The sequence below is a fragment of the Haloplanus sp. HW8-1 genome (assembly GCF_023703795.1).
GTDB lineage: Archaea > Halobacteriota > Halobacteria > Halobacteriales > Haloferacaceae > Haloplanus > Haloplanus pelagicus.
Genome location: NZ_CP098518.1, coordinates 2,028,397 through 2,054,893, shown reverse-complemented (window position 1 = coordinate 2,054,893; position 26,497 = coordinate 2,028,397). Strand labels below are relative to the sequence as shown.

General features: G+C 65.7%; 28 protein-coding genes and 2 pseudogenes. 15 read left to right on the top strand and 15 right to left on the bottom strand.

The window, feature by feature from the left end:
* Positions 1–84 precede the first annotated feature (84 nt).
* Positions 85–810: a DUF1405 domain-containing protein gene (locus NBT82_RS10955; protein ID WP_251328155.1), complete on the bottom strand. Its 726-nt coding sequence runs from the start codon at positions 808–810 to the stop codon at positions 85–87.
* A 92-nt stretch (positions 811–902) separates the two neighbouring features.
* Here NBT82_RS10955 and pdxS point away from each other — a divergent pair, with 92 nt between their 5' ends.
* Positions 903–1,802, top strand: a complete 900-nt coding sequence (pdxS, locus tag NBT82_RS10950; RefSeq protein ID WP_251328154.1) for a pyridoxal 5'-phosphate synthase lyase subunit PdxS — start codon at positions 903–905, stop codon at positions 1,800–1,802.
* A 23-nt stretch (positions 1,803–1,825) separates the two neighbouring features.
* Here the strand turns inward: pdxS and NBT82_RS10945 are convergent, their stop codons facing one another.
* From NBT82_RS10945 to carA, 3 genes are all read right to left on the bottom strand, one after another.
* Positions 1,826–3,370, bottom strand: coding sequence for a PAS domain-containing sensor histidine kinase (locus NBT82_RS10945; protein WP_251328153.1), 1,545 nt, complete (start codon positions 3,368–3,370; stop codon positions 1,826–1,828).
* Positions 3,371–3,452: 82 nt separating this feature from the next.
* The gene (locus tag NBT82_RS10940) at positions 3,453–4,334 is read right to left on the bottom strand and encodes a homoserine kinase (RefSeq protein ID WP_251328152.1); all 882 of its coding nucleotides are present in this window, start codon (positions 4,332–4,334) and stop codon (positions 3,453–3,455) included.
* 219 nt (positions 4,335–4,553) lie between these two features.
* The gene (gene carA, locus NBT82_RS10935) at positions 4,554–5,621 is read right to left on the bottom strand and encodes a glutamine-hydrolyzing carbamoyl-phosphate synthase small subunit (protein WP_251328151.1); all 1,068 of its coding nucleotides are present in this window, start codon (positions 5,619–5,621) and stop codon (positions 4,554–4,556) included.
* A 97-nt stretch (positions 5,622–5,718) separates the two neighbouring features.
* Here carA and NBT82_RS10930 point away from each other — a divergent pair, with 97 nt between their 5' ends.
* Positions 5,719–6,132 carry an Lrp/AsnC family transcriptional regulator gene (locus tag NBT82_RS10930; protein ID WP_251328150.1) on the top strand — a complete coding sequence of 138 codons (414 nt, stop codon included), beginning with the start codon at positions 5,719–5,721 and terminating at the stop codon, positions 6,130–6,132.
* A gap of 48 nt (positions 6,133–6,180) precedes the next feature.
* The gene (locus NBT82_RS10925; RefSeq protein ID WP_251328149.1) at positions 6,181–6,606 is read left to right on the top strand and encodes a DUF5778 family protein; all 426 of its coding nucleotides are present in this window, start codon (positions 6,181–6,183) and stop codon (positions 6,604–6,606) included.
* On the opposite strand, the gene NBT82_RS10920 is transcribed toward NBT82_RS10925, so the two are convergent.
* On the bottom strand, positions 6,607–7,332 hold the full coding sequence (locus tag NBT82_RS10920) for a rhodanese-like domain-containing protein (protein ID WP_251328148.1): 726 nt from the start codon (positions 7,330–7,332) through the stop codon (positions 6,607–6,609).
* Between the two features lie 314 nt (positions 7,333–7,646).
* Here NBT82_RS10920 and hemA point away from each other — a divergent pair, with 314 nt between their 5' ends.
* From hemA to NBT82_RS10900, 4 genes are all read left to right on the top strand, one after another.
* Positions 7,647–8,990, top strand: a complete 1,344-nt coding sequence (gene hemA, locus NBT82_RS10915; protein ID WP_251328147.1) for a glutamyl-tRNA reductase — start codon at positions 7,647–7,649, stop codon at positions 8,988–8,990.
* A 43-nt stretch (positions 8,991–9,033) separates the two neighbouring features.
* Positions 9,034–9,309, top strand: coding sequence for a 4a-hydroxytetrahydrobiopterin dehydratase (locus tag NBT82_RS10910; RefSeq protein WP_251328146.1), 276 nt, complete (start codon positions 9,034–9,036; stop codon positions 9,307–9,309).
* 69 nt (positions 9,310–9,378) lie between these two features.
* Positions 9,379–9,768: an LWR-salt protein gene (lwrS, locus tag NBT82_RS10905; RefSeq protein WP_425601747.1), complete on the top strand. Its 390-nt coding sequence runs from the start codon at positions 9,379–9,381 to the stop codon at positions 9,766–9,768.
* 47 nt (positions 9,769–9,815) lie between these two features.
* Positions 9,816–10,469: an HAD family hydrolase gene (locus NBT82_RS10900; RefSeq protein ID WP_251328145.1), complete on the top strand. Its 654-nt coding sequence runs from the start codon at positions 9,816–9,818 to the stop codon at positions 10,467–10,469.
* A gap of 2 nt (positions 10,470–10,471) precedes the next feature.
* On the opposite strand, the gene NBT82_RS10895 is transcribed toward NBT82_RS10900, so the two are convergent.
* The 3 genes from NBT82_RS10895 to NBT82_RS10885 form a co-directional block, all read right to left on the bottom strand.
* Positions 10,472–11,116: a HalOD1 output domain-containing protein gene (locus NBT82_RS10895; protein ID WP_251328144.1), complete on the bottom strand. Its 645-nt coding sequence runs from the start codon at positions 11,114–11,116 to the stop codon at positions 10,472–10,474.
* Between the two features lie 183 nt (positions 11,117–11,299).
* Positions 11,300–13,183, bottom strand: coding sequence for a molybdopterin biosynthesis protein (locus tag NBT82_RS10890; protein ID WP_251328143.1), 1,884 nt, complete (start codon positions 13,181–13,183; stop codon positions 11,300–11,302).
* Entirely contained in the window at positions 13,180–14,403 is a 1,224-nt protein-coding gene (locus tag NBT82_RS10885; RefSeq protein ID WP_251328142.1) for a molybdopterin molybdotransferase MoeA, read from the bottom strand. Before NBT82_RS10885 ends, NBT82_RS10890 begins: the two co-directional genes overlap by 4 nt.
* A gap of 98 nt (positions 14,404–14,501) precedes the next feature.
* Between NBT82_RS10885 and NBT82_RS10880 the strand changes: the two genes are divergently transcribed.
* From NBT82_RS10880 to speB, 4 genes are all read left to right on the top strand, one after another.
* Complete coding sequence (locus NBT82_RS10880) at positions 14,502–14,858, top strand: Hsp20/alpha crystallin family protein (protein WP_251328141.1); 357 nt, start codon at positions 14,502–14,504, stop codon at positions 14,856–14,858.
* 6 nt (positions 14,859–14,864) lie between these two features.
* A complete protein-coding gene (locus NBT82_RS10875; protein WP_251328140.1) occupies positions 14,865–16,538 on the top strand; it encodes an ABC1 kinase family protein in 1,674 nt (557 codons plus the stop codon).
* Between the two features lie 54 nt (positions 16,539–16,592).
* On the top strand, positions 16,593–16,967 hold the full coding sequence (locus NBT82_RS10870; protein ID WP_251328139.1) for a translation initiation factor IF-5A: 375 nt from the start codon (positions 16,593–16,595) through the stop codon (positions 16,965–16,967).
* 82 nt (positions 16,968–17,049) lie between these two features.
* A complete protein-coding gene (gene speB, locus NBT82_RS10865) occupies positions 17,050–17,886 on the top strand; it encodes an agmatinase (protein ID WP_251328138.1) in 837 nt (278 codons plus the stop codon).
* Between the two features lie 83 nt (positions 17,887–17,969).
* On the opposite strand, the gene NBT82_RS10860 is transcribed toward speB, so the two are convergent.
* Positions 17,970–18,299, bottom strand: a complete 330-nt coding sequence (locus tag NBT82_RS10860; protein WP_251328137.1) for a hypothetical protein — start codon at positions 18,297–18,299, stop codon at positions 17,970–17,972.
* Between the two features lie 100 nt (positions 18,300–18,399).
* Between NBT82_RS10860 and NBT82_RS10855 the strand changes: the two genes are divergently transcribed.
* Positions 18,400–19,158 (top strand): Nif3-like dinuclear metal center hexameric protein, encoded by a 759-nt coding sequence (locus tag NBT82_RS10855; protein WP_251328136.1) that lies wholly within the window; start codon positions 18,400–18,402, stop codon positions 19,156–19,158.
* 154 nt (positions 19,159–19,312) lie between these two features.
* A complete protein-coding gene (locus NBT82_RS10850; protein WP_251328135.1) occupies positions 19,313–20,317 on the top strand; it encodes a deoxyhypusine synthase in 1,005 nt (334 codons plus the stop codon).
* A gap of 399 nt (positions 20,318–20,716) precedes the next feature.
* Here NBT82_RS10850 and NBT82_RS10845 read toward each other — a convergent pair whose 3' ends face one another.
* Positions 20,717–21,298 (bottom strand): hypothetical protein, encoded by a 582-nt coding sequence (locus NBT82_RS10845; protein WP_251328134.1) that lies wholly within the window; start codon positions 21,296–21,298, stop codon positions 20,717–20,719.
* A 250-nt stretch (positions 21,299–21,548) separates the two neighbouring features.
* Here NBT82_RS10845 and NBT82_RS10840 point away from each other — a divergent pair, with 250 nt between their 5' ends.
* Together NBT82_RS10840 and NBT82_RS10835 are read left to right on the top strand one after the other, a co-directional pair.
* Complete coding sequence (locus tag NBT82_RS10840; protein ID WP_251328133.1) at positions 21,549–21,827, top strand: ribbon-helix-helix domain-containing protein; 279 nt, start codon at positions 21,549–21,551, stop codon at positions 21,825–21,827.
* Positions 21,820–22,083 carry a type II toxin-antitoxin system RelE family toxin gene (locus tag NBT82_RS10835; protein ID WP_251328132.1) on the top strand — a complete coding sequence of 88 codons (264 nt, stop codon included), beginning with the start codon at positions 21,820–21,822 and terminating at the stop codon, positions 22,081–22,083. The genes NBT82_RS10840 and NBT82_RS10835 overlap by 8 nt, the downstream gene beginning before the upstream one ends.
* Positions 22,084–22,106: 23 nt before the next feature.
* Here NBT82_RS10835 and NBT82_RS10830 read toward each other — a convergent pair whose 3' ends face one another.
* The 5 genes and pseudogenes from NBT82_RS10830 to NBT82_RS10810 all read right to left on the bottom strand — a co-directional run bounded on the left by NBT82_RS10830 (position 22,107) and on the right by NBT82_RS10810 (position 26,342).
* Entirely contained in the window at positions 22,107–23,039 is a 933-nt protein-coding gene (locus NBT82_RS10830; protein ID WP_251328131.1) for a tyrosine-type recombinase/integrase, read from the bottom strand.
* A gap of 198 nt (positions 23,040–23,237) precedes the next feature.
* Positions 23,238–23,549: a hypothetical protein gene (locus NBT82_RS10825; protein ID WP_251328130.1), complete on the bottom strand. Its 312-nt coding sequence runs from the start codon at positions 23,547–23,549 to the stop codon at positions 23,238–23,240.
* Between the two features lie 45 nt (positions 23,550–23,594).
* A pseudogene (locus tag NBT82_RS10820) lies at positions 23,595–24,234 on the bottom strand (IS6 family transposase).
* A 264-nt stretch (positions 24,235–24,498) separates the two neighbouring features.
* Positions 24,499–25,590 (bottom strand): DUF7972 family membrane protein, encoded by a 1,092-nt coding sequence (locus tag NBT82_RS10815; protein ID WP_251328129.1) that lies wholly within the window; start codon positions 25,588–25,590, stop codon positions 24,499–24,501.
* A gap of 85 nt (positions 25,591–25,675) precedes the next feature.
* A pseudogene (locus NBT82_RS10810) lies at positions 25,676–26,342 on the bottom strand (transposase domain-containing protein).
* Positions 26,343–26,497 lie beyond the last annotated feature (155 nt).

The window sequence follows — 26,497 nt, the reverse complement described above, 5'->3', positions numbered from 1 at the left end:
GATAACGGTACGTCACGGGACCGGTGGCCGGTTCCGCGTCGGCGAGTCGTCGCGGCCGGTCTTCGCAGCGCCGACATCGGCGGCCTACCGCGATTCGAGCTTCCGCACCCGCGTCGCGAGCGTGAGGAACGTCGCCGTGAGCGTCAGAACGACGGCGCCGGCGGCCGCGATCTCGTGGATCGGCGAGACGTGCGTGATGGCGCCGTCGACGATCCGCTGTCCGGGGATCAGCGTGTGGTGGGGCGTCCCCACCAGTGGGATGAAGTAATCCACCAGATCGTTCAGGCCGTACCACGCGACGGCGACGGCCACGGCGCCGACGGGGAAGTCGCTGTATCGGTGGATCACGAACGCCTCGGCGACCATCATGAGGTGACTCCCGAGGAGGAAGGCGTACATCGGGAGGGCGGTGGTCGCGAGGAAGCCGTCAGCGAAGGCGACGAGGACGAACGGCGTCCAGAGGCCGAGCTTCCAGCAACCGAAGAAGGCCAGGGCGTTCACCACCTCGTTCGACCGGCCGAGTTTCCAGAGGGCGAGCGAGAGAGCGATGAAGAACGTGGCGACGGGACTGTCCGGGACGAGTGGCCACGCGACGGGGGGTTCGGCCGCGAACTGGAAGCGGTAGTACCAGAAGCCGAAGGCGGTACCGACGAGGTTGGTCGCGACGACCGCCCACGCGAGCGAGAGGCCGAGATTCTCGGCGGCCTGGGGGAGGGGAGCGAGCCACCGGGGGAGGGGATCGGCGTCGGGGAGGCCGTCGCCCTCGACGACGGCAGCACGGAGGCGTGTCCACGCCGATCCGGAACTCATAGTTCCCCGGTCGGTACGGGGCGATAAATCGCTGACGGTGGCGGCGTCGGCCCGATGACCGTCGTTAAGTGGATCCCCGCGTAACGAGGAATATGACCGACCTCGAAGAACTGCGACGCGGAACGGAACTTGTGAAACGTGGGTTCGCGCGGATGCAGAAGGGCGGCGTCATCATGGACGTCGTCAACGCGGAACAGGCCCGTATCGCGGAGAACTGCGGCGCCGTCGCGGTGATGAGTCTGGAAGCCGTCCCCGCGGACATCCGCAAGCGTGGCGGCGTCGCCAGGATGGCGGATCCCGCGGCGCTCACCGAGATTCTGGAGGAGGTGTCCATCCCCGTGATGGGCAAGGCCCGGATCGGCCACACCAAGGAGGCGGAGATACTGCAGGCCAAAGGGGCCGACATGATCGACGAGAGCGAGGTGCTCACCCCCGCCGACGACGACTACCACATCGACAAGCGAGAGTTCACCGCGCCCTTCGTCTGTGGCGCCCGCAACCTGGGCGAGGCGCTCCGCCGAATCGACGAGGGGGCGGCGATGATCCGTACGAAAGGCGAGGCTGGGACGGGGGACGTGAACCAGGCGGTCACCCACCAGCGCGCGATCAAGGGCGCCATCCGGGAACTCGACGGGATGGCCTACGAGGAGCGCGAGCGGTGGGCGCGCGAACACGGCGCCCCCCGCGATCTGGTCCACGAGACGGCCGAGATGGGTCGCCTGCCCGTCGTCAACTTCGCCGCCGGCGGTATCGCGACGCCCGCCGACGCGGCGCTCATGATGCATCATGGCTGTGACGGTATCTTCGTCGGGTCGGGCATCTTCGGCGCCGAAAACCCCGAGTCGATGGGCACCGCCATCGTCGAGGCGGTCAACAACTGGGACGATCCCGACCGCCTGGCCGAGATTGCGACGAACGTCGGCAAGGGGATGAAAGGCCAGTCGAACAGCGATATGCCCGAAGAGGAGAAACTGCAGGGGCGCGGCGTCTAACCGCGGGCACGGCCCGAAATCGGCTACGTCGTCGCGTCGGACGTCCCATCCGTCGTCTCGTTGGACACGGTCGGCGTCCACCGTGAGGCCGGGAAGACGATAGAGACCACTGTACCGTTCGGATCGTTATCCTCGATATCGAGCGTTCCGCCGATGGGGGTGATGAGCCACTTCACGATCCACAGGCCGAGTCCGCTCCCGTGTTTGAGCGGCCGTTCCTCCCCTTCGACGATCACCTCTCGCTCCATCTCGGGGATGCCGTCACCCCTGTCGGCGACGCCGAGACTGATCGTGCCGTCCGACCCCTCCGAGACGCGGAGTGTCACGTCCGGGTCGGCCGTCGAATGTTCGATAGCGTTGTCGACGAGTTCCTCCAGCGCGACCCGGAGCGCGTATCGATTGACGAGGACGACCGAGTTCGGTCCCTCGACGCTGACGCTGGCCGCCGGGAACGCGTCGCGGTAGTCCGCGGCGACCGCCTCCAGTAGCGGCCGGATCTCGACGGGCTGAACGTCACGGATCTGCTGGTAGAGGCTGTCGAACTGGCGCGCTCGCTCCGAGACGTCGAGGAGGTCCTCGGCCGAAGAGACGGTGGACCGGAGATCCGCGCGTGCCCCCTCGACCGCCCCGGCGGACACCGAGCCGTCCGCCACCCCCTCGAGCGTCGACAGCACCCGTTCGGCGTTGCCGATCACCACGTTGAGCCCGTTACGCAGGTTGTGACGGAGCACGCGATTGAGTACCATCAACTGCTGGCCGCGCGCTTTCCGGTCGGTGATGTCCTGAATCGTTCCTCGGAGGAGGGTCGCACCCTCTCCCCCGATCGGTTGGCCCGTCGTTCGCACGATACGGGTAGTACCGTCGGCCGTGACGAGTCGGGCCTCCACGTCGTACGGAAGGCCCCATTCGAGGGCCCGTTCGACGAACCGCTGGATTTTGTCGCGATCGGAAGGGTGATAGAACGCCAGGGCCTCGTCGATCGACGGCTCGTATCCGGGGCCGACGCCGTGGATCCGGCAGGTGCCCGCGGTCCACCGGAGCGTCCCCGCGTCGAGGTCGAGTTCCCACCCGCCGACATCGGCCGTCTCTTCGGTCCGCGCCGACAGATCTTGGCTGCGCTCGAGGGCCATCTCGTGGCGCTTGCGCTCGGTGATGTCCGTCTGGATGGCGACGAAATGCGTGATCGTCCCGTCCTCGTCGTCGCCGATGGGTGCGATGGTCTGGTTGGCAATGTATCTCTCGCCGTCCGCTCGCCGGTTCACGATCTCTTCCTGCCAGACCTCGCCGGCGACGATGGTCTCCCAGAGCCGGCGAAAGTAGTCGGCGTCGTGGTGGCCGGAGTTGAGGAGATCCGGCGTCTCGCCGACGGCCGCGTCGGCGGTGTAGCCGGTCACCGTCTCGAACGCCGGATTCACGTAGACGATCCGCCCGCCGAAGTCGGTGATGAAGATGGCGTGTCCGGCCGCTTCGACGGCGCGTTCGAACCACGCGGGGTCCAACGGTCCAGTCGTCACGGAGGGAGAGACATCGTAGTCGTGATCGGCGGACCGATCCTGCTCGCCGGACATGTGCTGTCGGTGTTTTCCCCTGGAGACGTATAGGTACCTGGGAAACACCCACCGCGTGAGAATCGGTCGGCGCGGGCGCCGGTCACTCGGGGTGGAGCGTCGCGCCGCGTCCGATCTCCGTCTGGTAGGCCCGCGCGTCGACGCCGACCTCGCCGAACCCCTCGACCATCGCGGCCGCGATGGATCGGCGATCCTCGGGGAAACACGCCGCGAGGACGCCCGGGCCGGCACCGCTGACGGTTACGCCCGTGGCGCCGGCGTCGAGGGCGGCCTCGCGAACCTCGTCGTAGCCCGAAATGAGGTCGGCACGGGCGGGCGTGACGAGTCGGTCGTGCATCCCCTGGCCGACGAGTCGGGGATCGTCACGACACATACCGATCGTCAGCGTGGCGGCCCGGCCAATCGTGTAGACGAGTTGTTCCATCGTCGCCTCCGCCGGCACGACGTCCCGGGCGTCGCGCGTCGAGATAGCGATCTCCGGGAGGCAGGCGACCAGTGGAATGTCGGCGTCGACGGTCGTCACGTTCTCCCCCGTGGCGACGGTGAACCCGCCGAGGAGGGCGGGCGCCACGTTGTCGAGGTGGACCTCGCCGGAGACGGTGGCCTCGCCCTGCCCCGCGATGGGGACGAGTTCCGTCCGCGAGAGACCGCGATCGTACAGTTCGTTGAGCGCGACCGCCGCAGCGGCGGCGCTGGCACCCGAAGAGCCGAGTCCCGAGGAGGGGCGAACGCCCTTGTCGATGCGGATGTGCGCCGGCGCGTCGAGCGCCTCGGCGACCGCACCGACGGTGTTGGCGTCGGGCTCTTCGGGGATATACTCGCTCCCGTAGCCCGTCACCTCGATGGTCGTCCGGTCGGCCTTCTCGACGCGGACGATGTCCGCCGGCCGGTCGAGGGCCGCACCGAACACGTCGAACCCGCTGCCGAGGTTCGCACTCGTCGCGGGAGCCCTGACCGTAACCATGCAACGGGGTTGCGCGAGTCGGGTCAAAAACCTGCCGAAGGTCGACACCCCCGAAACGACGGCACCCTTTACCCGGTCTGCCTCCCTCGACTATGGGTGTCTCCCGGGCACAACGGGACGCACGACCGTCGGGTGTCCCCGGCGCGGCGTTCGTCCTGTGGGCGAAGGCGCTGCTGGTCGACGTGGTGAACCACCGGAAAACAGTTACAGTGATCCGTCTCAGTCCGAGGAGACGACGGGGGCGTCCGTCGATACGAGGTCGAGCACGTCGTCGAAGAAGTCGAGCGAGTCGTGCGGGCCGGGATTGGCCTCGGGGTGATACTGCCGTGTGAGGACACCGAGTTCCTCGTTTTCGAGGCCCTCCGCGGTGCCGTCGTTGACGTTCACCTGCGTCACGTCGAGGCTCTCTCCCGGTTCCCCGACGGTGTAGCCGTGGTTCTGTGTCGTCATGACGACCCGGCCGGACTCCAGGTCGCGGACGGGCTGGTTGACGCCGCGGTGACCGAAGGACATCTTCTCGGTGCTGCCGCCGAGCGCGTTGGCGACGACCTGCTGGCCGAGACAGATGCCCGCGACGGGTAGGTCGCCGACGAACTCGTCGACGAGCGCCTCGGCGGCCTCGAAGTTCTCGGGGTCACCCGGGCCGTTCGAGATGAAGAGGACGTCCGGATCGACGGCTTCGACGTCCGCGGGCGTCGCGTCGTAGGGCAGGACGTGGACCGTCACGTCGCGTTCGAGCAGGGACTCGGTGATCGAGCCCTTGGCGCCACAGTCGATCAGGGCGATGGTCGCGGCGTCGCCGCCCTCGTAGACGACCGGTTCGTCGACGCTGACCTGCGCGCCGATATCCGTATGCTCGCTCATGCCCTTACAGTCGGCGAGTTCCGCCTTCGCGTCCGCCGGCGTCGCGTCGGGACCGACCGCGAGCCCGCACTTCATCGCCCCCTCCTCGCGGATCGAGGTGACGAGTTCGCGGGTATCGAGGTGGTCGATGGCGGGCACGCCCTCCTCGTCGAGCCACGCGGCGATATCCTCGGTGAACTCGCGGGCGATGGCCGCACGCGGGTGGACCCGGTCGGATTCGAATCGCTCGTCACGGACGCCATAGTTGCCGATAAGCGGGTACGAGAACGTGAGGACCTGCTCCTCGTAGGAGGGGTCGGTCAGACTCTCCTCGTATCCGGTGTACGCGGTCGTAAAGACCAGTTCGCCACGCGTCCGACCCGGGACGCGACCGCGCGCTTCGACCACGCGACCGTCCTCTAAGGCAAGGTAGGCGTCCGACATTACGAGAAACACAGGGTCGTCCCCGCAATAAGCCTTGCTTTCGAAGCTAAATTACGAAATTCGTAATCTGTAAGGGGACCCCGACACAACGTCGAGCATGGACGAACTGGACCGCCGGATTCTGAACATTCTGCGGCGGGATTCCCGGACCCCCTACACGGAGATCGCCGACCGCGTCGGTACCTCCGAGGGGACGGTCCGCAACCGCGTCGAGCAACTCGTCGACGAGGGGATCATCGAGCGGTTCACCGTGGCGACGCGGACGGGCAACGTAAAGGCGATGATCGAGGTGTCGGTCGCCGTCGATGTCGACACCACGGACGTCTCCAACCGGATGGCCGAGTGGGACGAGGTGGACTTCGTCTGGCAGGTCTCCGGTGAGGAGGACATCGTCATGGTCGTCGACGCCGCCGACACGCGTGCGGTCAACGAACTCATCACGCAGGCACGGGAGCTAGACGAGGTACAGAACACGAAGACGCGACTCATCCTCGACGAGCGGTTGGGCTGACGGCGACGAACCGTCACGGGTAACACCGTGGCCCGTCCATCTCGGGCCATGAGCGACGTAGTCGACGACGACCTCTACCGGCGGACGAAGGCGCTGCTCGAACCCGGCGACATCGACCTCGCGGGCGCCATCGTCCACACGGAGCTCACGGGCCAGGAGGACCTGGAGATGCACGAACTCACGGTCGATTTCAACGAGGTCATCGCCGCTCACGCGGGCAAGGGCGAGACGTACATCTACGCCGGCAACGACGACCCGAACTTCTCCTCGAACCAGTTCCAGGGGCTCACCGTCGACGACGACGCGTTCGTCTGGGAGTGCCAGCAGCTCCTCCGGAACGGCACCTTCGACATCGTGTTCTACTACGAGGCCGAGATGGATCAGGACGCGCTGGTGGCCGACATCCGCGACCGGGGGTACGAGGTGACGAGCGTCGTCACGGACGAGAGTGGGGACGTGACCGTCGAGAGCTGATCAGGCGAGTCGACCGTCGACGCCGACGACGCTCTCGGCGAGCGAGCCGAGAGGCGCGGAGAGTTCGTAGGCCGGAGTGGTGACGCGGACGCTGTCGGTCGGAGTCACGTCGGCGAACCGAACGTCGAGCGCGTAGGAGCCGTCGTCGGCGATTGGGGCGACCTCACGTTGTCCCGAGGGGTCGTGGCGGATCCAGGCCCACTCGCCGGCGAAGTCGGGGTCGGTCCGTCCCTCGACGACGCGAAGCGGGGGGTCGCGGTCGGGCGCCCCGCCGGCGACGGGGTAGTTCTCGTCTTTCCACGCCCAGAACCCCTCGTCGAGGGCGGCCACCCGCTCGTAGCCCGCCTGGATGAGCGCCGCCGCGCGCATCGAGGAGAGGTGATGCGGGCAGCCACAGTACGTGACGATGAGGGTGTCGGCGTCCCAGTCGGCCACCGGGTCGTCGCTCTCCTGGCCGTGGCGGGCGGGACTCCAGACCGCACCCTCGATGTGGGACTTCCGGTAGGCGGCCCGCGAGCGGGCGTCGGCGAAGCGAGCCCGATCCGATTCGTACCACTCGTGGACATCCGCCAGGGGCGCCAAGGGCACCGACTGGCCGTCGGTCGTCGTCGTCTCGTAGCCATCGAGGTTCGAGTCGCTACCGCTTCGACCACCGCCGAGGCAGCCGGCGACGCCGCCGAGGGCGACACCGGTACTCGCGAGGAAAGTTCGTCGAGAGGCCGTCATCGACGCTGGGGTAGGGAGCGGACGCCGATGAGCCTTCCGCACGGCCGTCGCCGGGCGTGCGCTGTCAGTGAGTTTTCATCGATCGGGAGACGACGAGACTTTTAAGCCGGCGTACCTCAGAAGGTGGCGTATGCAACGGATCCAGGGGGGCGGCCAGTCGCCGGTGACGGGGTCGGTCGGGTCGTGTCGAACCCCGAACCGGGAGCGACCGCCGGCGTGGGAGCGACGGCGTCATTGGAAGAGTTTAGGTGAAGGGGACGCGAACGGGGGCGTGATTCGGAGCGTATGATCCGCACGTGTCGAGGTGAGTCCCCGTGACGACGGGCGTGATCAGCGGGGTGACGGTGTCACACCAGCGCGCGACCGTCGACGAAATCGAGTCCGCCGCCGCGGACGACGAATCGACCGTCGTCCGCGACCTCCTGGCGAGCGACGGCGTCGACGAGGCGTTCGCGCTCCAGACGTGCAACCGCGCCGAGGCGTACGTCGTGACCGAGGACGCGGCGGCCGGACGGGCGGCAATCGCGGATTTCGCACCCCAGGTCCGCGACGGCGCGGTCCGCGAACTGGACCACGAGGCGAGCCTCCGGCACCTGATGCGGGTCGCCGCAGGGCTGGAGTCGCTCGTCCTCGGCGAGGACCAGATCATCGGCCAACTCCGCACGGCGTTCCAGACGGCGCGCGGCGCCGGCGGTATCGGCTCGGTGCTCGAACCGGCGATCACGAAGGCCCTGCACGTCGGCGAGCGGGCGCGGACCGAGACGACGATCAACGAGGGCGTCGTCTCCCTGGGGAGCGCGGCGGTCGAACTCGCCGACCGCGAGCGCGACCTGGAGGAGGCAACCGCCCTCGTCGTCGGAGCCGGCGAAATGGGGCGGCTCGCGGCACAGGCGTTCGACGACACGGCCGTCTCGGAACTCGTGATCGCCAACCGAACCGTTTCCCACGCCGAACACCTCGCCGACGAGGTGGAGACGCCGGCCGACGGGATCGGCCTCGACCGGACACCGACGGCGGTCGAGCGGGCTGACGTCCTCGTGACGGCGACCGGTAGTCCGTCGTACGTCCTCGACCGCTCGACGCTGGCCGACGCCGGAGAGACGCTCGTCATCGACCTCGCTCAGCCCCGGGACGTGGATCCGTCCGTGGCCGACCTCGACGGTGTCGACGCCTTCGACATCGATTCACTGGAAGCGATCACCGACGAGACCCGGGAGCGACGCCGGGAGGCCGCCGAGACGGTCGAGCGCATGATCGACGAGGAGTTCGAACGACTGATCGACTCGTTCAAGCGACGCCAGGCCGACGAAGCCATCAGTGCGATGTACGAGGGCGCCGAGATGGTCAAGGAGCGCGAACTCAACACCGCGCTGTCGCGGCTGGAGTCCCAGGGCGAGTTGACGGACGAACAGCGCGAGACGATCGCCTCCCTGGCCGACTCGCTCGTCGGACAGTTGCTCGCGGCCCCGACCAAGAGTCTGCGCGACGCCGCCGCGGAGGACGACTGGACGACGATCCAGACCGCACTCGGCCTGTTCGACCCCGACTTCGGCGGCGAGCGGCCGGCGCCGGCGAGTGCCGAGACGCCGCGCGAAGGGAGAGAGAGCGAGGACGCCGACATCCCCCAGCACGTCGTCGACCGTCTGCGCGAGGAGTAGCACCACCCAAACCGTTATTCGTCGGCCGGGCGACAAAGTGGATATGCCGAATCGTCTCGACGACGACGAGATCGACCGACGGCTTCCGGAGGGTTGGGAGCGAGACGGCGACGAGATCGTCCGCGTCTACCCGTTCGACGACTACCTCGACGGGGTCACGTTCGCCACCCGCGTCGGGGAGGTGGCCGACGAGGAGTTTCACCACCCCGAGATCACGATCCGTTACGACGAGGTCGAGGTGCGACTGACCAGCCACGAGGCCGGGGGAATCACCGACGCCGACATCCGCCTCGCGGATCTGTTCGAGGCCGAACGGTGACGACCGTGTCGGCGGTTCCCGCGACGGCCGGCTACGGCGGTCCCGCACGCACCGTCGTGGAGCGAGACGATGAGTCCCGGGGACGCGTCTGAGTCCCCGATGGACGCCACCTACGTCTTCCGCGTGACGTTTCGACTCGATCCGACGGGCGTGACGGCCGACCCCGAGACGTTCGAGACGGTCGTCACCAGACCCGCCGTCGACCCGGGGACCGAGGGGTGGCTGTTCTTCCGCGACGTCTGCTGGCGCGGCGAGGTGAGCGACGAGGCGTACCTCCGGGAGCGGGTCGAGGACTGGTTGTCGGTCCCCGTGACGGCCGTGAGCTTCAGCGAGTTGCGCGCCGACGAGGCGTATCTCGACGCACTCCGTGACGCCATCGCTGACGACCCGTCGTTCGACGACACGCCGCGGGCGGTGCTGCACGCCCATCTGGGGAGTTCGATCCGTGTGACCGACTGACGGGACGCCGGAACACACTTGTCCCGCCCACGCCTACGTGGGCGTGGATGGTCGCAGACGCCTACGACTTCTGGCTGTTCGACCTCGACGGCACGCTCGTCGACGTCGAGCCCTCCTACGCCGCGGACGTGTTCGACCGCGTCGGCGACCGACTGGGCCGGTCGTTCTCCGATCGCGAGATCGAGATCCTCTGGCACGGGCTCTCCGGAGAGCGGACGCCCCAGTTGCGCGAGTGGGGGATCGATCCCGACGCGTTCTGGGCGGCGCTCCACGAGGCCGAGGACCCCGCCGCCCGCGCCGAGGCCACCTTCCTCCACGACGACGCCGCGTTCGTCGCCGACCTGGACCGGCCGGTCGGCCTCGTCACCCACTGTCAGGAGTATCTGGTCGATCCGGTGCTCGACGGACTCGACATCCGAGACTGGTTCGACACGGTCGTCTCCTGTACGCACGAGGTCGGCTGGAAGCCCGACCCAGCCCCCGTCTACCTCGCGATGTCGGATCTCGGCGTCGACGACGCGGCGGCCGGCGCCCTCGCCGGTGACGGCCCGAACGACGTGGGGGCGGCGTGGAACGCCGGCCTCGACGGCGTCCACGTCGAACGCCACGATCCGTACCGCCGGGGGCGCTGTGTCCTCGGGGACTACCGCGTGCGGTCGCTCGACGAACTGCGGACGCCCCCCCGAGCGGCGGGAGACTGAGGCTACTCCCGTTCGGTCCGCACGAGGACCGCTCCCGCGCTCGTCACCGCGAGTTCCTCCCCGGCGAAGCCGAATCGAACTCGAATCCCGTCACGTGCCTCGCCGTCCGGTCGCCGGAGGAGCGACGCCAGCGTCTCGGCGTCGATGCTCTCGTAGAGGGGTGATATCGTCGAGGCGTCGCGACCGGTGTCGGCCTCGACGGCAGTGACGATGGTCGTCGCGAGGCTGGTCCCCGCTTTTTCCCAGTCGTGGCGCCCGATGGACCGCCAGCCGTCCGGGGGTCCGTCGAGCAGCGTCGAGACGTGATCGAGCAGGGTACCGAACTCGTCGGCCGTCCCCTTTTTTACGTACCGGGCGGCCGTCCGTCGGGCCTCGGCGTCGACCGCGTCGCGGTCGGCCGCGGTAAAGAGGACGACTGGCAGATCGGGGTCGACGTCGGTCGCACGGGTCACGAACGGCTCGCCGTCGGGCGTACGGAACGAATCACTGACCAGACAGTCCACGTCTCGCTCGGCCAGAATCGCCAGTCCGGCCTCCGAATCGGAGGCCGTCAGCCACGTCAGTCCCTCGTCGTCGGCCCGGTCGCTCGAGAGGTCGAGCGTCGTCGGGTCGTCGTCGACGTGGAGGATGGTCGGGTGGGCGGACACGACCCCTCGTAACTAGTGTGGGCACATATAGCCTCCGCCACATGAATGGGGTGTTCGGCGAAGCGAGTGGAGCCGCGACTACCTCGACGACCCCGCTCCGTCGGTCCGCCGAGACGGACGGAGGGTCGAGACGTCCCGGCCGGGACCCAGGCGATCGGAGCGTCGGCTCGGAGTGAGTACGCGTCAGCCGTCGAAGCCGGAGAGATCCGAGACGGCGTCGTCGAGGGCCGTGTCGATGGCCCGTCCGAGCGCCGCGACGCTCGGTTTGTCCGTGCGGTCGGGGGGGGCCAGAACGCGCACGGATTCGGTGCCGAGGGGGACGAACCCACAGTCGAGTGCGTCGGCCGTCGCCCGGAGGCCGAGGCCGGCGTCGGCCGCGCCGCCGAGAACCTTCCGTGCGGGGCTCTCGAATCCCTTGACCGTCAGGTCGTAGCCGTCGACGGCGTCGGCGAGGTCTCGGGCCGTCACGTCGCGGTCGGCGGCGAGGTCGTCGAGGGCGGCGTCGAGGCTGGCACGGAGCCCGGAGTCGGTCGAGCGGTTGACGAACCTGAGGTCGCGGTCGACCAGGTCGGACAGTCCCGTCACGTCCCGAGGGTTCCCGCCGGGGACGACGAGCCCCCACTCGCGGGTCCACCCTCCCAGGTCCACGGCGTCCACGTCGCGATCCGAGGGGCCGGAGACGACCGCCACGTCGGGCACCCCGTCCCGGAGGCGGCGCCGTCCCTGTCGACTCCCCACGTCGAGGTAGCGCGGGCGCTCCAGTCCGTCGAGCAGCCGAGAGAGGGCGGGGTCGTCCTCGCCGACGCCGAGCAGGGTGGGGGCACGGACGTCCGGCGAGAACAGTTGGACGGTCACCGTCTCGCCCTCGGCGAGGTAGTCGGTGTCGGCGTCAACCTCGACGACGCCGTCGGCTTCGACCAGGCTCGTCGTCGCGCCGCTTCCCTTGTCGACAGGGTAGACGAGAGTCTCCCCGCCGGCCTCGATCAGCCCCGCCGGCATGAGCCGCGTCCGACCCTCGCTGTAGCGCTCCTGGACCGCCATCCGTCCCTCGACGGTCGCCGTCCGCGGCTCTGGAAGTCCGGCGGCCGCCCGGATCGCGGGCGCGACGAAGGTCCGGAAGATGGTGAGCGCGGAGACCGGATACCCCGGGAGGCCGACGTACGCCGAGTCCTCCAGGCGACCGACGAGCATGGGCTTGCCCGGCTTGACCGAGACGCCGTGCAAGAGGAGTTCCCCTTCGCTCTCGATGACGCGGTAGATCACGTCGACGGCGCTCGCGGAGGTCGACCCCGAGGAGAGGACGAGGTCACACTCGTCGGCGGCCTCGACGAGCAGACGCTCCATCTCGTCGTAGTCGTCGCCGGCGTGGGGGTAGAGGACGGCCTCGCCGCCCGCCTCCTCGACGCCCGCGGCGATGGTGTAGGAGTTCACGTCGTAGATCTGTCCGGCCTCGCTGTGGAGGTCCCCGCCGGGCCGGACGAGTTCGTCGCCGGTCGAGACGATGCCGACCGTGGGCGTGCCGCGGACGGGCACCTCGTCGACGCCGAGGGCGGACAGCAGGCCGATCTCACGGGGGGTGAGCAGGGTGCCCGGACCGAGTGCGCGCGATCCGGCAGCCACGTCTGCGCCCGCGACCATCACGCGGTCACCCGGTGCGACCGAGGTACGGATCGCGATGCCCGCCTCGGTATCGTCGGTGCGTTCCACCATCACGACGGCGTCGGCGCCGGGAGGCAGCACCGCGCCGGTCGAAATCTCGGCACAGGTCCCCTCCCGCACCTCGACGTCGGGTTCGGAACCGGCGTGGACCGTTCCGATCCGGTCGAGGACGACCGGGTCGGCCTCGTCGGCGCCGAAGGTATCGCGGGCGCGGACGGCGTAGCCGTCGACGCTCGCACGGTCGAATCCCGGCACGTCGAGGGCGGCGTCGATCCGTTCGGCGAGGACGCGGCCCCGGGCGTCGTCCAGTGGGACCGCCTCGGGATCGGGCGTCAGATCGAGGCTTCCGATGGCCTCGCGGGCCTCCGCAGGGGAGGCGAGGTCGCGGAACTGTCTGCGGTCCGTCATGCCGACCACTCCCAGTTCTCGACCGCGACGGTGTCACCGGCGTCGTACCCCTCGCGGCCCTCGGGGACGACGACCCAGCCGTCGGCGAGGGCGACACTGGAGAGGACGCCGGACCCGCTGGCACGGGTGGGCTCGGCGATCCGGCCGTCGTCCGCCTCGCGCAGTCGGACCCGGGCGAACGTCCGCGTCCCCGGTTCGCTCGAAATCTTCCGCGAGAGGGCGGCCTCGACGGTCGGGAGGTCGGGAACGGGGGCGTTGCCGGCGCGTTTGAGGACGGGACGGAGGAACTGGACGGCGTTGACGATGCAAGCGACGGGGTAGCCGGGGAGCATGATCACGGGCGTCCCCTCGACGACGCCGAGCGCGACGGGATGGCCGGGCTTGAGCGCGACGCCGTGGACCAGGACCTCACCCAGGTCGTCGACGACCTCGGGCGTGTGGTCGCGTTCGCCGACCGACGAGCCACCGGTGGTGACGACCACGTCCTTCGCGAGATCGCGCTGAATCGCGGCGCGGATGGCGTTGGGGTCGTCGTCGACGACGTTCCGATAGGTGGGGACGGCCCCCCAGCGGTCGGCCAGTCGGGAGACGGTCAGGCCGTTGGTCTCGATCACCTCCCCGGGGGCGGGGTCGCGCTGGACGAGTTCCTCGCCGGTCGGGATCACGCCGACCGTCGGCGGGTCGTACACCTCGACCCGATCGACGCCGACGGACTTCAACAGGCCGAGATCCGAGGGGCGGAGCCGGTGTCCCGGATCGTAGAGTTCCGTGCCCTCGGCCACGTCCTCGCCGACGTCGCCGACGTTCTCGCCCTCGGCGACGGCGTCGAACACCTCGATCTCGTCGCCGACGGTCTCGGTCTCCTCGATCATGACGACGGCGTCGGCACCGTCGGGAAGGTCGCTCCCGGTGTGGACGCGGACGGCCGCGTCGGGCGTCACGGCACCGTCGTCGCTCTCGCGGAGGACCGCCGGCGACCGGTCGCTCGCGCCGAAGGTGTCCGCGGCCTGGACGGCGTAGCCGTCCATCGCCGCACGGTCGTAGCCGGGGACGGGCGAGGGGGCGGTCACCGTCTCCGCGAGCGTACGGCCGTCGGCCCGGCCGAGCGCCACTCGGTCGGTTCTGTCGTGCCCCGAGACCGCACCGAGGACGGTCTCCAGGGCCTCAGCGACGCGCGTGCGGTCCTTGAATCCCGCGCGTTCGAGGTCGTCGTGACTCATACCCGCCTTTACGTTCGGGGATACAAAAACCCGTAGCCGGCGTCCGTAGCCTCGCAGACACCGCGGCCTTTTTCGATCCCCGTCCCTTACTTCGGTCCATGTCAGCACTGCGGGACGCGCTTCGGGACCTTCCCGAGGCAGTGTTCGCGGATCTGCTCGAAAGCGAGGACGCCTACCTGCTTGTCGTCGACCTCCCCGGCGCGACGGCGGACACCCTCGACGTCCGCGTCGAGAAGGGACGGCTGCTCGTCGAAGCCAGACGGGAAAAGTCGCTCCCGGGAGCGTTCGAGTACGTGCGGGAGGATCGGCCGCTCTTTCTGGACGCCGAGTTACCGCTGCCACCGGACGCGACGGGAGCGGGTGCCGAGGGGTCGATGGAACGAGGCGTCCTCGAACTCCGACTCCCGAAGTACGAGGCCGCGCCGGAGCAGTCCGTCCCGATCGAGGACGCGTAAGCCCGGGTGGTTACGCTGGTCAATCTCCGCGCGTACTGGCGCTTCGTCCGTGTCCTCTACCAGTTTTTCCCACTCATCGTCGCGTACGCCCGCGACCGCCGGCGGTACCTCGTCTTCGGCGGCCAGCGGAGCGTGGATACCGAAACCCAGCGGCGGCGGGCCGACCGTCTCCTCGACTCGCTGCTCACTCTCGGGCCGACGTTCATCAAGCTCGGACAGTTGCTGTCGACTCGACCGGACGTCCTCCCGCCCGCCTACATCGACGTCCTGACCACGCTTCAGGACGACGTCCCCCCGGCCCCGTGGGCGGAGACGAAACCGGTACTGGAGGCCGACGTCGGGCCCGTCGACGAGGTGTTCGACGACTTCGAACGGGAGGCCATCAGTGGCGCCAGCCTCGGTCAGGTGTACCGGGCAACCTACGAGGACGAACAGGTGGCGATCAAGGTCCGACGCCCGGGGATCGAGGACCTCGTCGAGGCCGACCTCCGAGCGATCGAGTGGCTCCTGCCGCTTCTCCTCCGCTTTACCGACGAGGCCAGGAGTTTCTCGGTGTCGAATCTCGCCGACGAATTCTCCAACACAATCAGAGAGGAGATGGACTACGCCAGAGAGCGTCGCATGCTCGGCGAGATCCGCGAGAACTTCCTCGACAACGACCGCATCCGCATCCCCGAAGGCGTCGACGAACTCTCGGGGGATCGCGTCCTGGTGATGGAGTACATCGGCGGCGTCAAGATCAGCGACGTGGACCGTCTCGACGAACAGGGGCTGGATCGGAGCGACCTTGCCGAGAGTCTCCAGCGCATCTACCTCCAGATGATCATCGAGGACGGCGTCTTCCACGCCGATCCCCACCCCGGGAACCTGTCGGTCGACGAGGACGGGGCGATCATCTTCTATGACTTCGGCATGAGCGGCCGGGTCGACGCGTTCTTCCAGCGGAAGATCGTCGATTTCTACATCGCCGTCGCCAACCAGGACATCGACGGCATCCTCGACGCGATGGTCGAGATGGGGACGCTGAGTCCCACGGCCGACCGCGAGGTGATGGGACAGGTGATGGAACTGGCCATCGCCGATGTGCGCGGCGAGGACCTCGAACAGTATCGCGTCCAGCAGGTGATCCAGCAGGTCGAGGACACCATCTACGAGTTCCCGCTGCGTCTGCCGCGGAACTTCGCGCTCATCCTGCGGGTCGCGACGGTTGTCGAGGGGGTGTGTGTCACCCTCGATCCCGACTTCGATTTCATCTCCGTAGCGACCGACTACCTCACCGAACAGGGCTACCGCGAGGAGGGCGTCCGGCAGGCCGTGGAGTCGGCGGGCGACCAACTGGAGGAGACGGCCCGCTCGCTGGTAACCGTCCCGCCGAAACTCGACGACGTCCTCGATCGGGTCAAGCGCGACGACCTCACGGTCCAGGTGCAACTCGACGACGAACACGACGTCCTCGATCAACTGGCCAAACGCATCACCTACAGCATTCTAGCGGCGGTCGGCGTACTCTCGACGGCCATCCTCTACTCGTTCAACCAAGCGCCGGAGGCGGCCATCGTCGCCGGCGTCATCACCCTGCCTGTCGGCGTCCTGCTCTATCGCTCGCTCCGACGGAAGCGCGGCGTTCGTGCACGCCCCCAGTTCACCAGACAGGAGATGCGTCGGCGTCGCGACGAGTAACGGCCTGCAGGGCTTTCCAAACGGTTTATACACCGGCTTCCGTTATCGACGCATATGGCGAGAGAGCAAAAGCAGGTCCGAGAACTGCAGGAAGGGAGCTACGTGATGATGGAAGACTCCCCATGCAAGATCAACGCCTACAGCACGGCCAAACCCGGGAAACACGGCAGTGCCAAGGCTCGAATCGAAGGCAAGGGTGTCTTCGACAGCAAGAAGCGCTCGCTCAGCCAACCGGTCGACGCGAAGGTGTGGGTCCCCATCGTCGAACGGAAGGGCGGGCAGGTCGTCTCCGTCTCCGGCGACGACGCCCAGATCATGGACCTCGACACCTACGAGACGTTCACGATGCGGGTTCCCGACGGCGAGGACCTGTCGCCCGACGACGAAATCGAGTACTTGGAGTACGAGGGACAGCGGAAGATCGTGTGATGATGACGCCTGTAAGTCAGTACAGACGGGTCGCCGGAACGTCGCGGCGACCCGCCGGCGGACAGTTACAGCGACCATCATAATGTTCCCCGGTGCGACCGCCGACCGCGCGGACGCGGCCTACGTCGTCGTCGGCGCACCGCTCGATGTCTCCACGACCTTCCAGCCCGGCACCCGGTTCGGCCCTGACCGGGTGCGGCGTTTCGCCGAATCGTTCGAGGATTACGACCACCGAACCGATCGACACGTCTCCGAACTGGCCGTCCACGACGCCGGGGACCTCCACGCCTGGAGCGACGTCGCCGAGTACGTCGACTTCCTCGCGGGCGACCTCTCCGACGTCGTCCGGGAGGGGGCCGTCCCGCTCCTGTTGGGTGGTGAACACACCGTCACCGTCGCGGGAGTCCGGGCGGTCGACCCCGACCTGTTCGTCTGTCTGGACGCCCACCTCGACCTCCGGACCGACTTCGACGGCGATCCGTGGAGCCACGCCTGCGTGACGCGGCGGGTTCTCGAGACGGCCGATCACGCCGTGATCGTGGGCGCCCGCGCCGGGAGCGAGGCCGAGTGGGAACGGGCGCGCGAGGATGACGTAACCGTCGTCGCCCCCGAGACGGTCCGGGAGCGCGGTGCGGCGGCCGTCGTCGACGCCGCAGGTGCGACCGTCGGGACCCTCGACGCCGCGACGACGTACCTGAGTGTCGACATCGACGCCGCCGACCCCGGGGTCGCGCCGGGAACGGGAACGATGGAGCCCGGCGGACTGGCGGCACGGGAGATGGAAGCCGTGGTCCGCGCCGTCGCCCCACACGCCGACGGCGCCGACGTGGTCGAGGTGAACGACCGCGACGACGGGCAGGCGGCGACGCTCGGCGGCCACCTGTTGCGGACGTTCGTCTTCGCCCACGCCGACGCGTAGCGGAATCAGTGGACTGCGACGAGGACGCGAAACCAGGCCCCGTTGTAGCGCACGTACGTCGGCCTGGACTCGTTGTAAAAACTTCACCCGTCGGCAGCCACTCGCTCTCGCTTCAGTGCCACTCTGAACGTCCGTCGTCGCTGGCGACTCAGATTCTCGAAGGTCGCCGTCTCGTTCTCGGGAGCCGCCAGTACGGTTCGGGTCGACACCCGCTCAACGTGGACGAACTCGTGGGGACTCGCGGCCCGTTCGCTGTCCGCCGACCCCGGCGAGACAGTGTCGGTCAGTGCCACCGTCGGGGTGTCGGTCACCGTCGGCGGAGCAGTCCGTTGCTCGTCGGCCGTGCCGTCGAGACACCCCGCACCAGCGCCGAGAATCGTTCCACAAAGTGCGAGAAATCGGCGACGGGTCACGTTCGCCCCCTACCCCTCGCCGAAAAATATCTTGTGTCCGCTCGGAAGCGACCGACGGCGCCAGCGAAGAGCACTAGTCCCCGCCGGCCGACGGGTCGGTATGGACCGCAGCGAGTTCGTCGACCGACTGGACGAGCGACTCCGAACCGACGACTACGCCGACCTGGACGCGAGTGCGAACGGGTTGCAGGTGGGCCGGCGCGACGGGGCGGTCGATCGCGTGGCCCTCGCCGTCGACGCCGCCGAGGCGACCATCGAGGCGGCGGTCGATCACGGTGCCGACCTCCTCGTCGTCCACCACGGCCTCGCGTGGGGTGGGTTCGACCGGCTCACCGACCTGCATTACGACCGGATCGAACCGCTCGTCCGAAACGACGTGGCGCTGTACGTCTCTCATCTGCCCCTCGACGGCCACCAGGAACTCGGCAACGCGGCGGGCGTCGCCGACGTCCTCGGCCTCGCGGAGCGCGCCCCCTTCGGGGCCCACGGCTCGGAGGTCGTCGGGACGCGGGGGAGGGCGGCGGACCCGTACACCGTCGACGAAGTGGCCGCCCTGCTGGATCGGGAACTGGAGACGGAGACGCAGATCCTCGGGTTCGGCCCCGACGAGATCGAGGACGTGGGCGTCGTCACCGGAAGTGGCGTGGACTGGATCGCGGAGGCGGCCGCCGCGGGCCTCGACGCCCTCGTCACGGGCGAGGGGAAACAACAGGCGTACCACGAGGCCCGGGACCGGGGCATGAACGTCTTCCTTGCCGGCCACTACGCCACGGAGACGTTCGGAGTCCGTCGGCTCGGCGACCTGATCGAGGGGTGGGGTGTCGAGACGACGTACGTCGAACACCCGACCGGACTCTGATACGGTTTATTGTAAGTCAGTACCGGTGGGTCGCCGAGACGATCCGGCGACCCACCGGTAAACAGTTACAATAATCCGTATGATCGGGCCGTCCGCGACGCGCCGGGCGGGACGGATCGGACCGTTGAAACCGTTCGGTCGCGGAAAGCCGGCCATGACCGACGACGAACACGAACCGACCCGGGAGGAGTTCCACGAGGACCCCATCGGCCACGCCGCGGTGTGGAAGGGGATGTCCGTCGGCGACCTCGCGACGGAGTACGGCAAGGCTGGAATCGGCGCGGCCGACATGGGCCGGGCGGTGGACGTCTACGCCGAGATGATAGGTCGGGACGACGTGACCAACTTCTTCGGCCTCGCGGGCGCGATGGTGCCCGGTGGGATGCGGGAGGTGGTGACGGGACTGATCCGCGACGGACACATCGACGCACTGGTGACGACGGGCGCGAACCTCACACACGACGCCATCGAGGCGATCGGTGGGAAACATCACCACGGCCGGACCGGCCCCGACGGCCACGAACGCGAACACGACGAACGACTCCGCGACGAGGGCGTCGACCGCATCTACAACGTCTATCTCCCGCAGGAACATTTCACGCTGTTCGAGGGCCACCTCCGCGACCACGTGTTCCCCGAGTTCGACGGAACGGTCGCCACCAGCGAGTTCACGCGGGCACTCGGCCGCGCCAACGCCGAGGTCAACGACGCCGAGGGTGTCGACGAGGATGCGGGCATCGCCGCCGCCGCCGCCGAACACGACGTGCCCGTCTTCGTCCCCGGGATACAGGACTCCGTGCTCGGCATCCAAGCGTGGATGCACTCACAGGTCTCGGCGTTCACGCTCGACGCGCTCGCGGATCTGACGAACATCACGGACGTTGCGTTCGACGCCGAACGGGCGGGCGCCACCGTCGTCGGCGGCGGCGTCCCCAAGAACTTCGTCCTCCAGACGATGCTCACGGTGCCGGAGGCCTACGACTACGGCGTCCAACTCACCACGGACCCCGCCTCGACCGGCGGCCTCTCGGGGGCGACCCTCGACGAGGCGCGGTCGTGGGGGAAACTAGAGAAATCGGCGAAGAACGTGACCGTCCTCGGCGACGCCACGATTACCCTGCCGCTGCTCGTCGCCGCCGCACGCGACCGACTCCCGTAGGGCGCAAGCCTCTTTTCGCCGTCGGGGCGTAGGACCGGATGGCCGATGACGAGGGCACCGCTCCGAGTCGGGGTGGCACCCGGCGACGACGAGCCCTATGAGTGCCGAGGCCTTTCGAAGTGGTACCGTCATTCGTCCCATAACTTCCAGAACAGCAGCTAGAGTAATTTTTGTTGGCACTTTTCCGGTCAATAATACAATAAGAGGGAGTTCTCTGATCTCACACTGCTTCGATCTGGGGGTCTCATTCCTAAATATACCCTAGAGAGGCAAATAATACCCTGAAAAATCTATGATTACTCTTCAATCAGATCAAGATATTCCTGAGGGAAATCATCCGATAAATCATTGTAACCACTCACATTCCGGTTAAATAATGACTCTAAAGCGCCCTCGCTTTCACCAGATGAACTTCCTTTGAAAAGTTCTGATAATTCTCGACAGCAGACAAGTCTTCATCCACTCATCAGCCTGAAGACCAACCCAAATCGTCTCATACCCCTCAGAATCTCTCAAAGCGAGATGAAAAGTATCAACCGAATCTAAAGTCCCTCTCTCATCTAAACGAGCAGGATCATCATTCCCAAAATCACCAAAATCAAAACGAACCTGATTACGAATATCCTCAAACTCAACCCACTCATACTCAGACTGACCCACCGTAGTATAACTACTAGCTCCCTCAGGCAGATCCTCAGGATTCCCAGCAGTCGAGATGTAATTCTCTAATTCCTCTTCTCCTACGTGTACCACCTCACCTCCTGTCGACTCGGCTTGGGTTGAGGTTGAAGATTCTGTTTCAGTAGGTTCCGTGGTGGTATCTGAGGCCGAATCGGGTATCTCACCTCCATTACTGCCATCACCGCTGGTATCAGACTCTGGTGACTCACTGCCTCCACTACCTGAACACCCTGCTAACCCAGCAGCCACTCCGACACCGACCCCCTGCAACACCGCTCGGCGGTTCAAACGGTCACCCATCGTGCTTACAAGGGGTGACGATGATAACAAAAAGTAGGGAAACTCCACTAATTCGTAGGCGGAGTTACCTATCTCTCAACTAAAATCACACGTAGCTGTAAACACTGCCGAAGTACTCGGCCCCTTATTATCATCTTCCATCCAGCACTCGACATCTACCTCTTCGGGCTCAACACCTATGGTCTGTGCATACTGATTTCACTCGTTCCTTGTGCGAACCTTCTTGTGTGATACAGTCGTATCACAGCACATGAGCACCGACAGCGACGCCGGTACCGACGGCGAGATGGAGAAGATCAACGTCCGCGTGCCGAAGACGCTGCTCGCCGACATCGACGACGCGTGGGAGGAACGCGGATACGCGAACAAGTCCGAGTTCATCCGCGACGCGCTCCGCGACGCCGTCGAACCGCCGATGCAACTCTCCGAGGAGGCACTGGAACATCTCGCAGAGAGCCGCGAGCAACGCGACGACGGCGAAACGGTGTCCCAGGCAGACGTGAAGGAACGACTCGACATCGATGACTGAGGTCGAGGGGACGCCGAAAGCACTCGATTTACTGGAAGGACTCGACACCGAAGCCCAAGAGCGACTGGTGAAGAAACTCGACGAGGCGAAAGACTGGACTTCCCACCGACTGGAGAAACTGACCGGCTACCCCTACTACAAACTCCGAGCTGGCGACTACCGCGCGATCATCACGTGGAATCGGGAAGACGACTGCCTGATCGTCGAAGCCGTCGGGCACCGCCGGAACATCTACGACCGACACCTCCCGCCCTGAGCTTTACGTCCGAATCCGCGTAGCTACAAGCCCAGTGGCTTGATGCAGTCCAGATACCCCTCTCGTGCGTCGTCTCTGTCGACCCGCGTGTAGATGTCCATCGTCTCGCTTTCCGCATCCCCACGGATGTACTGGAGGACGTGCTGCTTCATCCCTTGATTCCGCATCAACGTCGTGAACACCGTCCGAAACGTGTGTGGCGTGAACTTCTTGTGAAACCGATCCTCGCCGTCGTCGATAACACCCTCGCTGATCGCAGCCTGCCGCACCGCACGCTGGATCGCCGTCTTCGTCAGCCGATCGTCACGGATACTCACGAAGAGGTAGTCCAAGTCGGTGTCCCGACGAATCAGTTTGAACCGCCGGATCGTCCGAACCGTCTCACGATCGATCGGAACCACCGTCTGCTTCCCACCCTTCCGCTCTCGAAGACGAACAAATCCGTCGCCGAGCATCAAGTCGTCCGTCTTGATCTCCAGGGTTTCCCCCAACCGACACCCGGTTTTCGCCAGTAAAACGACGACAGCCTTGTTCCTCGGATCCGGGATCGCCTTCACGATCTTCTTCGCGTTCTCCCACGTCGCACAGTCCGGTCGCTCCCGGATCTGCTTCGGAATCTCCTCCAACACCACACCTGCCGGATTCCCCGTGATCTCTTCGAACCTGGGGCGTTTCATCGCGTAGCTGAAGAACGCCGACAACGATTCGAGGTAGCGACGCTTCGTGTTCTGACTCACGCCCCGGTCGTCCAGGATACGCAGATACCCCTCGATGTGCCGCACCTCCGTCTCCTCCGGTGTGAGATCGGGGAAGTGCTCGTGATAGTACCGTTTGAGCACCCGACTGTACTCGTTCAACGTTCGTGGACTGCGGCCAGTCGTCTGCTTCTGCTTGATGAAGTCGTTGATCGCGTCGTGCTTGTTCTCATAGACCGTCTCGTACCAGTCGTCGGCCATCACTCCTCACCTCCGCTGGCCAGCCGCCACCCGTGACCGTGCTCAAACGTGACCTCCTCGCGTGCCGCCAAGAAATACAACTCGTCCTCGACAGGCTCCCTAAGCAATTCATCTACCGTGTCGCTCTCGACGATCTGCTGTAGAAGCTATAGTAGCCTTTGTAAGTCATCGCACACCTGATCGCACGCAGTCTGGCGATCAGGTGTGCAAACAGTTCCAAACGCTACTATAGTCGAAAGTCTGGTACTCCTCAGTGAGAAACTGCTTCAAGAACGCCGCGTCGTCAATCGTCACCGAATCCCTGTTCTGCTGGTTCGCCTGTACCGGTCGGTCCTCCAACTCCTCGATTTTCTTCTTGAGTCGCTGAACTTCCTGATCGCTGCCCTGGGGCGCGAGGAAACCTTCCTCCCTGATCGCCCGGGCCTCTTGGATCAGTTCGTGCAGGTACTTACTAGTACTCTTATAATTTTTCTCGTCCGCTTCTTGCTGCCACGTCTCCTTGTGGCTCATCGGCACATAGATTTTCACCAGGCCTGTGTCTTGCGACAGGTCGTGTTAACTTTGGCATCGATTCCACCAGACAGCGAGGGCTTGGAGCCACGATTCTGCTGTCGTCGGCTCCACGTGACTAAACGTATTTGAAAACAAAAAGGTTTGTCATTTTACTTCTCTAAAGACACGTTCGACGGCATTCCGATTGCCATGGATTTCGTATCTGCAATCGAGGCCGTGTCGGTCGAGGGCAGTTTTGAGCCACTGAGCATCGTCGACGAGAAACACAGCGGTTTCGACGTCGTGTTTCTCACGTAATTCACTCAGGGAGATTTCGGTTAGACCGGTCGTATACGTGCTAAAAGAGCCGGATATGAAGGAATTTGTTCGTTTCAGGATCGATAGCGGCATACAGCCAGTATTGTTGATCGTTGATTCGAATCACGGTTTCGTCAAGCGCAACGTGATTCAGGCTTGCACCGTCTTCGGGCTGTAGATCGGCCTTCTGCACCCAGTTGTGGACGGCTGTTCGAGAGCGTTCGACACCCAACCTCTCAAGAATCGAGATGGTATTCGAAAGTGATAGTCCTGCCACGTGCATCTGAATACCGAGCCGCATCGCGAACTCGGGTGTCCGCTGACGCTCCACAAAATCCAAATCGAGCCGGTCGCAGTCACCGCTGAGGCGGGTGATTTCTGCCATAGACCGGCACAAAATCACCACGCCTCACGTTTCACACTTAACTGAACACGAGGTGGGCCTCGCAGTCTTCTACACGCGTCGTAATCGGAGCTTCTAACGAAGTCCGTTAGCACTGGTATGAATCCGGGCTGTAACCGGTTCTGCGACGTCCTGAGATCCGAATGGCTATACTGGGCGATTCTCGGGGGCGAGTTCGAGGACGTGATGGACGCTACTGCAGCGCCGAGAACGTCCGCTAGTCCGAGCGAACGGCAGAGATACGCTCTACTCACCCCCGTCGCTGGCGCCCGCGTTTTCCCCGCTTTTCGTTTCGCGGTCGCCCCAGTCGAGATCGCGGGACTGGTCGGTCTCCCGGAGGATGAACGGCCCGATGGAGAGGGTGTGCTTCGCCACGGTGACGATGCGGAGAATGTAGGAGAACAGGAACGCGAACGGCAGCAGGGAAACGGCCACGCCCGCGCTCACCACCACGACGAGCGGGCGCACGCCGAACACGGTCCCTGGGAACAGCGCCGGTTCGAGGTAGATAATGCCCGCAACCGCCGTGAGGAGCGCGGGGATGGACGCGTACAGCATCATCCGCGAAAGGTCGATGAGCGCCCACTGGAAGTACAGTGTCTTGAAATGCTCGCGTGCTGGCCCGAACAGTTCGAGCGCGGTGATGAGTTCGTCGAACGCGTGGTGCGCTTTGTCAGTGAGCACGTCTTCGTTCTCCGCGCGGAGGCGGCGCGCCGCGTACAACTTCCACGAGTAGTTGAAGTTCAGCGCGGAGAACACCACGTCGAACTCGCCGAACTGGGCGTCCTCGAGACCGTTCTCGACGGCGTCCGCGTTCCCCGTCACGTTCTCTGTGAACACGGCCACCCGGTTGTTGAGGGCCTCGTCGTCGATGTCCTGGATGGCGTCCGAGACGGCTTCGGCGTGTCGCTTCGTGAGTGTCACGAGCGACCGGAGGAACGCCGAGGGCTGGGCGGGACTAACGGAATCCTCGATGACGTCCTCGACGTCGTTCCGGAACGCCATCGCGCCCTCCATGCGCTCGCGCTGGTCCCCGACCGGCCCCTGCTCCTGGGAGAGCACAAGTTGGCTGAGCGTGAGCACGAGCGTGACACCCGTGATGATAGCCGTGAGCAGCCCCTGAAACAACGTCTCGATGGGGTCCGCCCGGCTGAACAGTGCTGGCGTTCCGGTCGGGTGGAGTTGCCCGATGATGACGAGCGTGAGGAACACGCCGCCCGAGATCCCGGCGGCGACCAGCCACCGGTTCGCGTTCAGCAGTAGCCAGAACTTCCGACTGTCCTCCGGCACGCGCTCCCGCATCGTGTCGCTCGGGCGACCCCCATGACTGTCACTCATACCAGCCGTATTCCGCTCACAATTGTAAATGCTTGAGGGCGCCACAGGAGAGTTCTCAAACCGTGATTGTGGTGCTTCCCGCGTTTCACCGAGGCCGGATATCCGAGTGTGAGCAGGTCATTTCAATCGCCATCGAATCCCCTTCCGAGCTTTTTGACCTCTTCAAGGAACTCGATTCGACGGGGTCGAATATATTCGAGAATTGATTATTCCATCGTTTTACGCGGTTAAATAGATGTTTGCCGACACTCCGATTCCCACGTGTGACATGCTAGAATCGGAGTCGATACCGCCGGCAGGCCGTCCGCAAACGGGGGACACTGGCGACGAGAAAGAGTGCATCGTCGACTCGATGTTTCTCGCAGAGTCCAAGGAGAAACGTCGAGGGATTCGCAGTAGTCTTCGTCGGATAGAGATGGACGTGAAGCAGGCGGTCGGTGCCGGAATCGACAGCAGTGGACGGCCAATATCGCGTGTCGTCGAGTTGAATCACGGTCTCACCAACCGCAACGTGCTTCGGATCAGCACCACTCGTCGGCTGTAAATCGGCCTTCTGCATCCACCGATGAACGGTCCTTCGGTGACGTCAGACACACAACACATCGAGTACATATATTGTGTGTGGAAATGGTATTATGATCAGATGAAGGCGGACGCCGAGCGTCATCGCCGGATCGGGTATCGTCTCTCGTGTCCGGAAATTCTAATTCGATACAACCGCTATCACTGCCGGGGCAGTCGAACGAAAGCATGGCTCACCCACATCTTTGACCGCCTCGTTGCATATTGCAACGCCACCGGCACCCAAAATAGATCGGCCGGACAGACGGAATCGGATCCCGAGGGTAATCGCCGGATCAGGTGCCGCCTCTCGCTCCGGTGAAGACATTTCGAATCGGCCGGTAGT

Coding starts and splice junctions, on each gene's coding strand:
- NBT82_RS10955 (WP_251328155.1), bottom strand. CDS start 810: ATGAGTTCCGGATCGGCGTGGACACGCCTCCGTGCTGCCGTCGTCGAG.
- pdxS (WP_251328154.1), top strand. CDS start 903: ATGACCGACCTCGAAGAACTGCGACGCGGAACGGAACTTGTGAAACGT.
- NBT82_RS10945 (WP_251328153.1), bottom strand. CDS start 3,370: ATGTCCGGCGAGCAGGATCGGTCCGCCGATCACGACTACGATGTCTCT.
- NBT82_RS10940 (WP_251328152.1), bottom strand. CDS start 4,334: ATGGTTACGGTCAGGGCTCCCGCGACGAGTGCGAACCTCGGCAGCGGG.
- carA (WP_251328151.1), bottom strand. CDS start 5,621: ATGTCGGACGCCTACCTTGCCTTAGAGGACGGTCGCGTGGTCGAAGCG.
- NBT82_RS10930 (WP_251328150.1), top strand. CDS start 5,719: ATGGACGAACTGGACCGCCGGATTCTGAACATTCTGCGGCGGGATTCC.
- NBT82_RS10925 (WP_251328149.1), top strand. CDS start 6,181: ATGAGCGACGTAGTCGACGACGACCTCTACCGGCGGACGAAGGCGCTG.
- NBT82_RS10920 (WP_251328148.1), bottom strand. CDS start 7,332: ATGACGGCCTCTCGACGAACTTTCCTCGCGAGTACCGGTGTCGCCCTC.
- NBT82_RS10910 (WP_251328146.1), top strand. CDS start 9,034: ATGCCGAATCGTCTCGACGACGACGAGATCGACCGACGGCTTCCGGAG.
- lwrS (WP_425601747.1), top strand. CDS start 9,379: ATGAGTCCCGGGGACGCGTCTGAGTCCCCGATGGACGCCACCTACGTC.
- NBT82_RS10900 (WP_251328145.1), top strand. CDS start 9,816: ATGGTCGCAGACGCCTACGACTTCTGGCTGTTCGACCTCGACGGCACG.
- NBT82_RS10890 (WP_251328143.1), bottom strand. CDS start 13,183: ATGACGGACCGCAGACAGTTCCGCGACCTCGCCTCCCCTGCGGAGGCC.
- NBT82_RS10885 (WP_251328142.1), bottom strand. CDS start 14,403: ATGAGTCACGACGACCTCGAACGCGCGGGATTCAAGGACCGCACGCGC.
- NBT82_RS10880 (WP_251328141.1), top strand. CDS start 14,502: ATGTCAGCACTGCGGGACGCGCTTCGGGACCTTCCCGAGGCAGTGTTC.
- NBT82_RS10870 (WP_251328139.1), top strand. CDS start 16,593: ATGGCGAGAGAGCAAAAGCAGGTCCGAGAACTGCAGGAAGGGAGCTAC.
- speB (WP_251328138.1), top strand. CDS start 17,050: ATGTTCCCCGGTGCGACCGCCGACCGCGCGGACGCGGCCTACGTCGTC.
- NBT82_RS10855 (WP_251328136.1), top strand. CDS start 18,400: ATGGACCGCAGCGAGTTCGTCGACCGACTGGACGAGCGACTCCGAACC.
- NBT82_RS10850 (WP_251328135.1), top strand. CDS start 19,313: ATGACCGACGACGAACACGAACCGACCCGGGAGGAGTTCCACGAGGAC.
- NBT82_RS10845 (WP_251328134.1), bottom strand. CDS start 21,298: ATGGGTGACCGTTTGAACCGCCGAGCGGTGTTGCAGGGGGTCGGTGTC.
- NBT82_RS10840 (WP_251328133.1), top strand. CDS start 21,549: ATGAGCACCGACAGCGACGCCGGTACCGACGGCGAGATGGAGAAGATC.
- NBT82_RS10835 (WP_251328132.1), top strand. CDS start 21,820: ATGACTGAGGTCGAGGGGACGCCGAAAGCACTCGATTTACTGGAAGGA.
- NBT82_RS10830 (WP_251328131.1), bottom strand. CDS start 23,039: ATGGCCGACGACTGGTACGAGACGGTCTATGAGAACAAGCACGACGCG.
- NBT82_RS10825 (WP_251328130.1), bottom strand. CDS start 23,549: ATGAGCCACAAGGAGACGTGGCAGCAAGAAGCGGACGAGAAAAATTAT.
- NBT82_RS10815 (WP_251328129.1), bottom strand. CDS start 25,590: ATGAGTGACAGTCATGGGGGTCGCCCGAGCGACACGATGCGGGAGCGC.